This is a genomic window from Ruegeria sp. E8, assembly GCF_056533985.1.
Genome location: NZ_JBQFOY010000012.1, coordinates 119,607 through 132,170 on the forward strand (window position 1 = coordinate 119,607; position 12,564 = coordinate 132,170).

At 58.0% G+C, this 12,564-nt stretch carries 13 protein-coding genes; 9 read left to right on the plus strand and 4 right to left on the minus strand.

Annotated elements, in window-relative coordinates; genetic code table 11:
* Positions 1-16: 16 nt before the first annotated feature.
* From ACR0LF_RS15800 to pdeM, 9 genes are all read left to right on the plus strand, one after another.
* Positions 17-1,459: a TadA family conjugal transfer-associated ATPase gene (locus tag ACR0LF_RS15800; RefSeq protein ID WP_480581110.1), complete on the plus strand. Its 1,443-nt coding sequence runs from the start codon at positions 17-19 to the stop codon at positions 1,457-1,459.
* An 11-nt stretch (positions 1,460-1,470) separates the two neighbouring features.
* Entirely contained in the window at positions 1,471-2,439 is a 969-nt protein-coding gene (locus ACR0LF_RS15805; protein ID WP_480581112.1) for a type II secretion system F family protein, read from the plus strand.
* A 10-nt stretch (positions 2,440-2,449) separates the two neighbouring features.
* Positions 2,450-3,424, plus strand: coding sequence for a type II secretion system F family protein (locus ACR0LF_RS15810; RefSeq protein WP_480581113.1), 975 nt, complete (start codon positions 2,450-2,452; stop codon positions 3,422-3,424).
* 188 nt (positions 3,425-3,612) lie between these two features.
* Positions 3,613-4,023, plus strand: a complete 411-nt coding sequence (locus tag ACR0LF_RS15815; RefSeq protein WP_480581115.1) for a tetratricopeptide repeat protein — start codon at positions 3,613-3,615, stop codon at positions 4,021-4,023.
* Positions 4,024-4,052: 29 nt separating this feature from the next.
* On the plus strand, positions 4,053-4,904 hold the full coding sequence (locus ACR0LF_RS15820; RefSeq protein ID WP_480581116.1) for a tetratricopeptide repeat protein: 852 nt from the start codon (positions 4,053-4,055) through the stop codon (positions 4,902-4,904).
* Between the two features lie 3 nt (positions 4,905-4,907).
* On the plus strand, positions 4,908-5,453 hold the full coding sequence (locus ACR0LF_RS15825) for a prepilin peptidase (protein ID WP_480581118.1): 546 nt from the start codon (positions 4,908-4,910) through the stop codon (positions 5,451-5,453).
* Between the two features lie 116 nt (positions 5,454-5,569).
* A complete protein-coding gene (locus tag ACR0LF_RS15830) occupies positions 5,570-6,877 on the plus strand; it encodes an ATPase (protein ID WP_480581119.1) in 1,308 nt (435 codons plus the stop codon).
* A 40-nt stretch (positions 6,878-6,917) separates the two neighbouring features.
* Complete coding sequence (locus ACR0LF_RS15835; RefSeq protein ID WP_480581120.1) at positions 6,918-9,329, plus strand: ligase-associated DNA damage response DEXH box helicase; 2,412 nt, start codon at positions 6,918-6,920, stop codon at positions 9,327-9,329.
* Positions 9,330-9,369: 40 nt separating this feature from the next.
* A complete protein-coding gene (gene pdeM / locus ACR0LF_RS15840) occupies positions 9,370-10,032 on the plus strand; it encodes a ligase-associated DNA damage response endonuclease PdeM (RefSeq protein ID WP_480581123.1) in 663 nt (220 codons plus the stop codon).
* Positions 10,033-10,034: 2 nt separating this feature from the next.
* Here the strand turns inward: pdeM and ACR0LF_RS15845 are convergent, their stop codons facing one another.
* The 4 genes from ACR0LF_RS15845 to ACR0LF_RS15860 form a co-directional block, all read right to left on the minus strand.
* Entirely contained in the window at positions 10,035-10,628 is a 594-nt protein-coding gene (locus ACR0LF_RS15845) for a LytTR family DNA-binding domain-containing protein (RefSeq protein ID WP_480856433.1), read from the minus strand.
* A 372-nt stretch (positions 10,629-11,000) separates the two neighbouring features.
* The gene (gene folD, locus ACR0LF_RS15850) at positions 11,001-11,891 is read right to left on the minus strand and encodes a bifunctional methylenetetrahydrofolate dehydrogenase/methenyltetrahydrofolate cyclohydrolase FolD (protein WP_480581126.1); all 891 of its coding nucleotides are present in this window, start codon (positions 11,889-11,891) and stop codon (positions 11,001-11,003) included.
* 53 nt (positions 11,892-11,944) lie between these two features.
* The gene (locus ACR0LF_RS15855; protein ID WP_480581129.1) at positions 11,945-12,250 is read right to left on the minus strand and encodes a chorismate mutase; all 306 of its coding nucleotides are present in this window, start codon (positions 12,248-12,250) and stop codon (positions 11,945-11,947) included.
* 60 nt (positions 12,251-12,310) lie between these two features.
* On the minus strand, positions 12,311-12,564 hold a 254-nt coding region (locus tag ACR0LF_RS15860), incomplete at its 5' end, for a formate--tetrahydrofolate ligase (protein ID WP_480581131.1).

The following is a 12,564-nucleotide window of genomic DNA, read 5'->3' on the forward strand; positions in this document are numbered from 1 at the left end:
CAAGGGGGGATAAGCCGTGTTTTCAAGATACAAAAAGCAGCCCGCCGCGCAGCCGGTAAAAGCGCCAGCGCAGACCGCCGAGGCGGCAACGCCCGCCACGCAGGAGACACCCACTGCAACCGCCGTAGCACGCAAACCCCTGAAAAAGAAGGCCGGCGAAGTCGCAGGTTCGGACCGGGACCGCAAGCGCAAAGAGCGGTTGGGTGAGATCAAGATCGAACTGCACCGTGAATTGCTTGAAAACCTGAACCTGGCGGCATTGGAAAATGCGGGCGAAGCCGAATTGCGCGCCGAAATCAGCGCGATTGCCAGCGAGGTTCTGGAAACAAAGAACATCGTTCTGAACCGCGACGACCGGTCCCAGCTGAACAAAGAGCTGTATGACGAAGTGACCGGCCTCGGCCCGCTTGAAGCGCTGCTGCAGGACGACACGGTCAACGATATTCTGGTGAACGGTCCGCAACAGATTTTCGTAGAACGCGCCGGTAAGCTGGAAATCAGCGACATTACCTTCAAGGACGAAAAGCACCTGATGCGGATCATCGACAAGATCGTGTCCGCGGTGGGCCGTCGTGTCGATGAATCTAACCCTTATGTTGACGCCCGTCTGGCCGATGGCTCGCGTTTCAACGCCATGGTGCCGCCGATTGCGGTGGATGGATCCCTGGTTTCGATTCGTAAATTCAAAAAGGACAAGCTGGGTATTGACGATCTGGTCAATTTCGGTGCGTTCACCGAAGAAATGGCCGCTTACCTTCAGGCCGCCGTGTCAACCCGCCTGAATGTTATCGTGTCCGGCGGTACCGGCTCGGGTAAGACAACCACGCTCAACGCCCTGTCCAGCTTTATCGACGATGCCGAACGTATCCTGACGATCGAGGATACGGCGGAACTTCAGCTGCAACAGACCCATGTGGGCCGGATGGAAAGCCGCCCGCCAAACGTGGAAGGCAAGGGAGAGGTCAGCCCGCGCGACTGTCTGAAAAACGCCCTGCGTATGCGTCCTGACCGCATCATCGTGGGCGAGACGCGTGGCGCCGAGGTGATCGACATGTTGCAGGCGATGAACACCGGCCACGACGGCTCGATGACGACGATTCACGCCAACTCGGCCCGCGACGGGATCTCACGTCTGGAAAACATGATCGCGATGGCGGGGATCGAGATGCCGATCAAAGCCGTGCGCAGCCAGATTTCCAGCGCTGTGAACCTGATCGTGCAGGCCAGCCGTTTGCAGGACGGTTCGCGCCGGATGACCTCGATCACCGAGATCACCGGCATGGAAGGCGATGTGATTTCGATGCAGGAAATCTTTCGTTTTCAGCGCGTTGGACTGACACCCGACAACAAGATCATCGGTCACTTCACCGCAACCGGCGTGCGTAGCCACTATTCGGAACGTTTCCGTCTGTGGGGCTTTGATCTGCCCGCGTCGATCTACGACCCAACCACGATGTAGGAGAAACAGGTATGCAATTGCCTATCGAGGCGATCATATATGTCGCCATCTTTGTGGGGGTCCTTGCCCTGGTCGAGGGCATCTATCTTGTCGCATTCGGCAAATCCATCAGCCTGAACAGCCGGGTAAACCGCCGTCTGGACATGTTGGAAAAAGGTGCCGGGCGCGAACAGGTGCTGGAGCAGCTGCGCAAGGAAATGCAGCAGCATATGAAATCGCAGAGCATCCCTCTGTATTCGCTGCTGGCCGACAAGGCGCAAAAAGCAGCTATCGCGTTCTCTCCGCGTCAGTTGATCATGATCATGGGTCTGGTCTCGGCCATGGCCTTTGTTGGCCTGAGTATCGGCACCGCCACGGACACGGCGCTGCGCATCGCCATTTCCATCGCCATCGGCATTGGCGGCGTTTACGCGTGGGTCAACCACAAAGCCAAAAAGCGCATGGGGATGATCGAAGAACAGTTGCCCGACGCGGTTGAACTGATGGTGCGCTCGTTGCGGGTCGGCAACCCGTTTGTTTCGACAATTCAAGTGGTGTCAAACGAAGTTCAGGATCCGTTGGGAACCGAATTCGGCGTTATCGCAGATGAATGCGCCTATGGCCGCGATGTGGGCGAGGCGCTAAAGGACATGGCAGAGCGTCTGGACATGCAGGATCTGCGCTTTCTGGCGGTGGCTGTCGGCATTCAACAACAATCCGGTGGCAACCTTGCCGAGATTCTGGCCGGGCTTGCACAGGTTATCCGCGCCCGATTCCGCCTGTTCCGCCGCGTCAAGGCGATCACAGCCGAGGCGCAGTGGTCCGGCAAGTTCCTTTCCGGGTTTCCCATTGCCTGTCTGGTTTTCATTCTGGTCAAGGACCCGGGTTACTATGACGACGTTCTGGATCACCCTTGGTTCATCCCCGCCTGTTTCGTCGTTGGCATCCTGCTGACGCTGAACCTGATCGTCATGAAAATCATTACCAACATCAAGGTCTGAGGATAGCACCATGGAGTTTCTGACCGGCATCAACGACCTTTTAACCCAACACCTGGGTCAGTTCGGCCCCCTCATCGCTGTCGGCGTCCTTGGTCTGATTTTGATCCTCGTGGCCGTTTTGCTGATGGTGAATCAGCCGGAAGACCCGCTGAAGAAACTTCAAAGGTCGAACGCTGCACCACAGAGCACGAAAAAGGACAAGAAAGAGCGCCTGCGCAACTCGAGCCGCAACGAGCAGCTTGAGAAATTCGCGACCTTTCTGGAACCAAAAAACGAAGAAGAGTATTCAGCGGTCGAACTGAAGCTGCGGCAGGCTGGTTATCGGTCGAAGGATTCAGTCCGGTTCTTCCATTTTGCACAGTTTTCACTGGGGATTGTTGGCATTGTAGTTGGTGTTCTTCTGATTACGGTCTTTTCCGGCGATCAGGAATTCACCGGCCAGCAAATGATGATCCGGGTTTTTGTACCGGCGGCAATCGGCTATTTCGCACCGAAATACTGGATCACGCGCCGGGTCGAAGAACGAAAAGAAGCCATTACCGCAGGCTTTCCCGACACGCTGGACCTGATGCTGGTCTGTGTTGAAGCCGGGCAATCGCTGGATCAGGCCATTGTTCGTGTGGCCAGCGAGATGCACGCCTCATACCCCGAAATCGCCCAGGAGTTTGAAATCGTTGCCCACGAAATGAAGGCGGGCAAGGATAAGGATACGGTTCTGCGTGACTTTGGCACGCGATGCGGCGTGCAGGATGTGTCCTCTTTCGTGACCGTGATGATCCAATCGGCGACATTCGGCACGTCGATTGCCGAAGCCCTGCGGGTTTACGCCGGTGAGATGCGCGACAAACGGGTCATGCGCGCCGAAGAGGCCGCGAATAAGTTGCCGACCAAGATGACTCTTGTCACAATGATGCTGACAGTTCCGCCGCTGCTGATCATTTTGGTCGGTCCCTCGGCAAACGTAATTTCGACTTTTGGTCGCTAGGGCGGAAGAACCCTATGAAAGCTGAATTCAGGTGCTTCCCTTTCGGGTTTCGCCGAGTACTCCGGGCCACCATGGTTTTTGCCATGGTGGCTTCTTGCACTGATAGCTTGTCGCCAAACGGTCTGGATGCGCCCGGGGTTGATACAAATGGTCAGGCCGTAGACAACATAACGGTCGGAAACCGGCTGATGGCCGCTGGCGAATACGAATTGGCGCTCGAGTCCTTTACCCGGGCCGCACTGGAACAGGGTATGACAACCCAGGTCCTGACCTCGCTGGGAACGGCGAATGTTGGGTTACGGCGGTTGGGGCAGGCCGAGCCGCTGCTGCGCCGCGCGGTTGCAGATGACCCGGACTGGCCCGTGGCCTGGAACAATCTCGGCGTCCTGTTGATGGAAAAACAGGAATATCCCGAAGCCGCACAGGTGTTTCAACGGGCTTTTGCGCTGGACAATGGCGAAAGTGACGCAATCCGGGACAATCTGCGCTTAGCACTCGCAAAAATGGAAAATCCTGTTAATAATACCCCTCAAGAACAACAAGAATATACACTGGAGCAGCTTGGCGACGGGCAATTCACGCTACGCAAGATCCAGTAATTGAGGCGAGAGCAGTAAAGGACGCAAAAATGCGCCAGCAATTCTTGATTCCGACTGTCATTATCAGTGGTCTGATCCTTTCGGCCTGTGCAAAGGAAACCGAAGAGGAAAAGGTAGAACGCACGTTTCAGGAAGTGAACGTTATTGACGAAACCAACCTGAACGACGTGCTGTTGAATGCCGCGGACCCGAATGAAGCGGTAACCTATTTTCACGATGCAGCGCTGAAAAACCCGGACCGCATCGATCTGCAGCGCGGGTTGGCAATTTCACTTGGCCGGGCAAAGCGCACAACCGAGGCCGCATCAGCCTGGAAGCGCGTGACCACGATGAAGGGCACGAACGCTGCGGATAAGGTTGAATACGCCGACGCATTGGTCCGGAACGGCGACTGGTCGCAGGCCAAATCAATTCTGGATACGGTGCCCCCGACATTTGAGACCTTCAAACGCTATCGCCTTGAAGCGGTTGTTGCCGATTCCCAGAAAGAGTGGAAGCGGGCGGATCATTTCTATGAAACCGCAGTCGGGCTGACGACCCGTCCGGGTAGCGTGATGAACAACTGGGGGTATTCGAAACTGACCCGTGGCCAGTATGCCGAAGCCGAGCGCCTGTTTTCTGACGCGATCCGTCAGGACAGTTCGTTGTTCACCGCCAAGAACAACCTGGTGTTGGCCCGGGCAGCGCAGGGGAACTATAATCTGCCTGTCGTACCGATGACCCAGGTCGAGCGTGCGCGCCTGCTGAACACGATGGGTATTTCAGCGGTCAAACAGGGCGACATAACAACCGCCAAGAACCTGTTCCGCGAAGCCATTTCTACGCATCCGCAGCATTTCGACGAGGCGGTCCGCTCGCTTCGGGCGCTTGAAGGGGCCTGATATATGCAAATACCAGCGGTGGCAGCAGCCTGGTTCTTGCCGTTTGTGCTGCCGATCTGCTTTTACGTGGCCTTCACGGACATGCGCGAGATGCGGATCAAGAACCATGCGGTCATGGCCCTGACACTCGTCTTTGTCGTAATCGGCCTGATCGCTATCCCGCCTTGGTCCACTGGCAGCGTCAGCGGGAATCTGGGGCCGTTCACGGTGTCGATGCCGATCTATTTCTGGCAATTGCTGCATATCCTTGTGGTCTTGGTTATCGGTATCGCCCTGAACGCTGCAGGCGCGATGGGGGCTGGCGATGCCAAGTTTCTGGCGGCAGCGGCGGCCTTTGTCTGGCTGGGTGACCTCAAACTCGTACTGCTTATTCTGACCGCCTGTATTCTGGCAGCCGTGATCACGCATCGATTGGCTAAAGCCACAAAGCTGCGCACCATTGCGCCGCATTGGGAAAGCTGGGATCGGGGCAAGCAGTTTCCCATGGGTTTCGCGCTGGGTGGATCGCTGGCCATGTACCTGATTTTGGGCACTGTTCTCGGATCGTAAACTATCATCAGCGCGCCTTGTCGCTGCCTTTGTCCCGCCACAAAGCTGGGTCATTTTTCTTCAAGACGCCCATTTTTGGGTTTTTGGCGTGACATTTTGATGAACGAGCACCTCGCATGAATATGCAGACTTCCTCTGTTATGGCCCCCCCTGCCCCCAAAGGCTTGGGTGAAATGAGACTTCCGCTGGTGATGATGCGGGATATTCTGCTGAAGACCGTCTTCCGCAAAAATGCCAGCACCGTTTCCGAAATCGCCGAGGCAATCTGTCTGCCCGGTTCGGTCACGCAAGAACTGGTCGACATCGCACGCGATCAGAAACTGCTGGAAGCAACTGGAACGCTGAATGCCAACAGCGGCAACGAGATGGGGTATCAGCTGACCGATGCAGGCAAAGCCCGCGCGCTGGATGCGCTGAGCCAGTCGGAGTATTTCGGCGCGATGCCCGTGCCGCTGGATGTCTATCGCGAACAGGTCAAACGCCAGTCAATCCGCAATATTCAGGTCACTCGAGAGCAACTGGTTGGCGCAATGGGCCATCTGGTTCTGCCCGACAGCCTGCTGGACCATCTGGGCCCCGCGGTCAGCGCCGGTCGGTCGATCCTGATGTATGGCCCTCCGGGCAACGGTAAATCCTCGATCTCGAACGGTATCCGGGATGCTCTGGGCGATAACGTCTATGTACCTTACGCCATTGAATATGCCGGTCAGGTCATCACCGTCTATGACCCGATCGTGCACACGGCGATCGAGCAGGAGCCGGATGATCCCAACAGCCTGCGCCGTCGCAAACGGTTCGATTCACGTTATGTGCAGTGTGAACGGCCCACGGTTGTGACCGGTGGTGAACTGTCGCTCAGCATGTTGGATCTGGTCTATAACCCAACCGCGCGGACCTATCAGGCCCCATTGCAGCTGAAATCGACCGGCGGCATCTTTATCGTGGATGACCTTGGCCGTCAGGCGGAACCGCCGCAGGCACTGGTCAACCGTTGGATCGTTCCGCTGGAAGAGAACAAGGATATCCTCGGTCTGCAATCCGGTGAGAAATTCGAGGTGCCTTTCGACACGCTTGTCATCTTCTCGACCAACTTCCACCCGAACGAAATCTTCGACCAAGCGGCTCTGCGTCGAATCTTCTTCAAGATCAAGATCGACGGCCCGAACCAGGAGAACTTCCTGAAAATCTTTGCCATGGTGGCCCGCAAACGCGGTATGCCGCTGGATGAGGCCGCGCTGGTTCATCTGTTGAAGGTCAAGTACCCGACCATCCATAACATCTATGCAAACTACCAGCCGATCTTCCTGATCGACCAGATGATCTCGATCTGCGAGTTCGAGGGCATTCCCTATCAGATGAGCCCGGACCTGATTGACCGCGCCTGGGCCAACATGTTCGTAAAAGACGAGAAAATCGTCAAATAGCACCGTGCCAATCCCTCCTCCGGGCGGGTAATCTGTGTCCATGACGCAGATTCCCGCTCGGATTGGTACGTGGTTCTCCTCCAAAGGCTGGTCCATCCACCCGCATCAGCAAGAGATGTTTGACCGGGCGAATGATCCGTCGACTTTGCTGATCGCTCCGACCGGTGGCGGCAAGACCATGGCCGGGTTTCTGCCGTCCCTGTCCGAGCTGGCCGGCGGCGGTCATAACGGGCTGCATACAATCTATGTCTCGCCGCTCAAAGCGCTGGCGGCCGATATCAAACGTAACCTGCGCACGCCGGTGGACGAAATCGACCTGCCCATCCGGATCGAGGATCGCACCGGCGACACATCGGCCACACGGAAGAAACGCCAAAGGGTCGATCCACCTCACATTCTGCTAACCACACCGGAAAGTCTGGCATTGCTGACCTCTTACGAGGACGCGCCGCGAATGTTCGATGGGGTGCAGCGGATCATTGTCGATGAAATCCATGCTCTGGCCGAAAGCAAACGCGGCGATCAGTTGATGCTGGCTTTGGCGCGTCTGCAGCGCCTTAACCCCGATCTGCGCCGCGTCGGCTTGTCAGCCACGGTCGAAGACCCGGCAGCGATTGCCCGTTTTCTGGCCCGCCACCCGGACCCCTGTCAGATTGTACAGGCCGACCCCGGACCGGACCCGGACATCCTAATGCTGGAAACAACCGAAACGCCCCCCTGGTCCGGAGGTGGCGCGGCGTATTCGATCCCGGCAGTGCTTGATCAAATCCGACAGCACAAGACCACGCTCATTTTTCACAACACGCGCGCACAGGCCGAGATCTTTTTTCACAATCTGTGGCTGGCCAACGAAGACGGTTTGCCCATTGGCATCCATCACGGCAGCCTCGACCGGCAGCAACGCGAGCGGGTCGAGGCCGCAATGGTTCGAGGTGACTTGCGCGCCATTGTCTGCACTGGGTCTCTGGATCTGGGCATTGATTGGGGCGATGTGGACTTGGTGATCCAGATCGGCGCGCCCAAGAATGTCAAACGGCTGGTGCAACGCATCGGGCGGGCCAACCACCGCTATAACGCGCCGTCCAAGGCCCTGCTGGTGCCTGCCAATCGGTTTGAGGTGGTTGAATGCATCGCCGCGCTGGAGGCCGCCAAAGCCCATGATCTTGACGGCGAACCCCGCGGCCCCGGCCCCCGCGATGTCTTGTGCCAGCACATCCTGATTGCTGCCTGCGCCGGACCGTTCGATGCCGATGATCTGTTCGCAGAAATGACATCCGCCGGGCCATTTGCGCAGCTGACCCGGCCCGAGTTTGACGCCTGCCTGGATTTCTGCGCCACCGGCGGTTACGCCCTTCGTGCCTACGACCGTTGGCAACGGCTGCAGCAACGCGATGACGGAAAATGGCAGTTGCGCGATCCACGTGCAGCGTCTCGCATTCGTATGAATCTGGGGACGATTCAAGACACCGACACCCTCAAAGTGCGCCTGAAACGCAGTCGTGGTGGTAAACCGTTGGGAGAGGTCGAGGAAGCCTTTGCTGCTTCTTTGACCCCTGGCGACACCTTCCTGATCGGCGGGCAGATCGTGCGGTATGAAGGCTTACGCGAAATGGTGGTTGAGGTCAGCCGCCGGGCAGATCGAAAGCCCAAGATCGCAACGTTTTCGGGTACGAAATTTGCAACCTCCACTCAGCTCAGCGACCGTATTCTACGTATGTTTGCCCAAACCGACTGGCCGCAACTGCCCTCTCACACTGCTGATTGGTTGGCTTTGCAGCGCCAGATGTCCCGCCTGCCCCAACGAGATCGTCTGTTGATCGAAAGCTTTCCAAGCGACGGCCGCGAACACCTTTGCGTTTACGGCTTTGCCGGACGTAACGCGCAACAAACGCTGGGCCTGCTGCTGACCAAACGGATGGAGGACACCGGCTTGGCCCCGTTGGGTTTTGTCTCGACGGATTATGCCACGCTGATTTGGGGCCTGGATGCGGTCACGGACCCCCGCCCCCTGTTTCAACGTGACGCGCTGCGCGATGGGTTGGAAACATGGCTGGCAGGCAACGCCGTCATGAAACGCACCTTTCGCGCGTCAGCCACCATAGCCGGTCTGATCGAACGCAACACGGTCGGCCAACGCAAAAGCGGGCGGCAGGCGACGTTTTCGTCGGACATCCTGTATGACACCCTGTTGAAATACGATCCCGACCACCTGCTGATGCAGATCACCCGCGAAGAAGCCATGCGCGGACTGGTCGATTTCGGTCGGATCGAGTCGATGCTGGCCCGTATCGGTGACCGCATCGATCTGCTGCGCCTGGACCGCGTTTCCCCGCTGGCAGCACCCCTTTTTCTTGAGGTTGGCAAGGTGCCGGTCAAAGGCGCTGCCGAAGAACGGCTGTTGGCAGAAGAAAGCGCGCGTCTGCTGGAAAAGGCTGGGCTGGACCAGCTTTGAGCCCCTTGCGCCGGGCACGGAAACACGCCAAGAACGTATCATGAACGTGTGTGAGTTTACCTTTGCGGGTCCGCGCCTCTGTGCCTTGCCGTCAGGCGCGCTTTGGTGGCCGGAACAGCGGTTGTTGTGCGTCTCGGACCTGCATCTGGGAAAATCCGAACGTGTGGCACGTCGCGGTGGGGCCACCCTTCCCCCCTATGACAGTCGCGAGACGCTGGATCGGCTGGCGGATGATCTGGAACATACCAAAGCCGAAACCGTCATATGCCTGGGCGACAGTTTCGACGATCTGGAAGCTGCGCGGGTCTTGCCTGCAACCGAAGGACTAAGGGTTACTTCTTTGCAGGCCGGGCGCCGCTGGATCTGGATCGAAGGGAACCATGACCCCGGCCCGATCGAACTGGGCGGTGTCCATCTGTTCGAGTGGCGGTGCGGCCCGCTTGTCTTTCGCCATATCGCCCAGGATCAGGCCCGGGGCGAGATCTCTGGTCATTACCATCCAAAGGCGCAGATACGGATCAAGGGGCGGAACATCGCGCGACCCGCTTTTCTGTTGGACGGCACACGCCTGATCCTGCCCGCTTATGGCACCTTTACCGGAGGGTTACGCAGCTCGGACCGGGCGCTGACCGATTTGATGGGCGGGAACGCATTGGCGATCCTGACCGGCCCTCAACCGCGCATGATCCCGATGCCGCGTTAGGGTCAGATCAACCCGTCTTCTTCCAACATGGGTCTGTACTTGCGGCTAACCGGAACTCGATCACCGTTCACCAAGTGTAGAAGTGTCTTGCCGTCAACCTTTTCTACACCCACGACAGATGCGTCCACCACCCAATGGGACCGATGCGAACAATGGCCGGGAACGGGCTCCATCTCGGCAATTGCATCTGTTAGGCGGGATCGAATTGTAAACGTACCTTCCGAAGTGACTACATCCACATTGTGATCCCTGCCCGCCAGGCGGTGGATTTGACCATCGAAACCGGGCGGCAAACGATTGGTTATGCGCGGGTTCCCAGCTTCTGGCGAAGTGCCTCGCGATGGGCTCAGATCACTTCTTTGCACAAGAACCAAACCGGTGGCGAACAAAACACCGTAGACAGCAACTGTCTGTGCCCCCGGTGCCACGTGTCCGCCGAAGGTGAACAAAACCCACGCCAGCATCCACAGCGGCGGCGTAAACAACGCCAGGATCACCACGGCAAAGGTTAAATCGCGGGCCGGGACATATTGAAAAACCGGTGTCCTCCGCATCAGCTTGCGCGCCAGTCCGGCGACCGTAAGAGCAAGAATCATCACCCCGGTCCAGAACAAAAGACGCAGACCGAAAGTCAGGTCAGCCTTCAGAAACGGAGGAAACGCGTAGGCAAGCAATGGAAGGAAAACGAGGCCCGCTGTCACTCGCTGTGGGGTACATGCTTTTCGAATAGTACAAAATTTAGACGTCATACCGCTTTTGTGCGTGATTTACCAAAGCTCAACCTGGGCGTGATTGGTGTCGAAGCACCTTAACCTGTAACCAACTGGAAATACAGGGATATCACGATTCATCAAGCTGTCAAACCCATTCAGGGCTTATCGAACGCGACGTCTGGGGGAGGTTTCCGGCGCATCTTTCTGCAACCAGAGGGGGTGTCGGGCCGACTGGAACGGCCCGACCAGATTTACTTAAGCCGTCAAACCTTCGGGCTCGGGCAGATCATTGGCGCGGCAGCAGGCCGTCAGCGTGTTCGCCAACAGGCAGGCAATGGTCATGGGACCAACGCCACCCGGAACCGGGGTAATTGCGCCTGCACGCTCGGCCGCGCTGGCATAGTCCACGTCGCCGACCAGCTTGTTCTTACCGTCACGTTCAATGCGGTTGATGCCCACGTCGATCACGGTGGCGCCTTCCTTGATCCAATCGCCCGGCACCATCTCGGGGCGGCCTACGGCTGCGACAACGATATCGGCACGGCGTACGACGTCAGGCAGGTCTTTGGTGCGCGAATGCGCGATGGTCACGGTGCAGCTGTCGCCCAGCAGAAGCTGCGCCATTGGCTTACCCACGATGTTCGAACGACCGATCACGACCGCGTCCATGCCCGACAGCGAGCCGTGATGGTCGCGCAGCATCATCAGGCAGCCCAGCGGGGTGCAGGGAACCATCGATTTCTGACCGGTGCCCAGCAGACCCACGTTCGAGATGTGGAATCCGTCGACATCCTTGGCTGGATCGATCGAGTTGATCACCAGGTCTTCGTTCAGATGCTTGGGCAGCGGCAACTGAACCAGAATGCCGTGCACGGCCGGGTCGTTGTTCAGCTTGTCGATCAGCGCCAGCAGGTCTTCCTCGGAGGTGTCAGCCTCCAGCTTGTGCTCGTACGAGTTCATGCCGACTTCGACGGTCATCTTGCCCTTCGAGCGGACATAGACCTGGCTGGCCGGGTCTTCACCCACCAGAACCACAGCCAGGCCCGGGGTGATGTCGTTTTCTTCTTTCAGCTTTGCGACCTGATCGGCCACCTGTCCGCGAACTTTCGCGGCAAAGGCCTTACCGTCGATAACCTGAGCTACCATTCTTCGATCCCTTCTTTCACGAAACGGATCGGGCGCACAAAGCGCCCGGTCAGTCAGTCAGTGCCAATCACGCGCTCTTCACGTGCAATCGACCAGTCAATCAAGATGCGCCAGAGCTTTTCTGCCAGATCCGGGTCCATCCCCAGGGTTTCCGAGCTTGCGCGCACACGTTGCACCACCTCTTCGACGCGCTCCGGTATACGGGCTGGAAGGCCCTCGCCCGGTTTCAGCTGTGACGCGCGGTCGATATAGCTGGCACGTGTCACCAGCATTTCGATCAATTGGCGATCCAGCTTGTCGATCTCAACCCGCAGGTCCTGCATCGTGTTACAGTCCTGGGGCGATGTCAGAGTGGGCATCGGCGTCTCCTCATGGCCCGGGAATAAATCCCCGGACCACGAGATGGTGCAAAAACCGGCTTAGAACAAGCCCTCAATCTGGCCTTCTTCGTTGAGACGGATTGTCTCAGCGGCCGGTTTGCGGGGCAGGCCCGGCATGGTCATGATCTCACCGCAGACAACCACGATGAAACCGGCACCGGCAGACAGGCGAACTTCACGTACCGGAACCGAGTGGCCGGTGGGCGCGCCGCGCAGGGACGGATCGGTCGAGAACGAGTACTGGGTCTTTGCCATGCAGACCGGCAGGTTGCCATAGCCCGCTGCTTCCCACT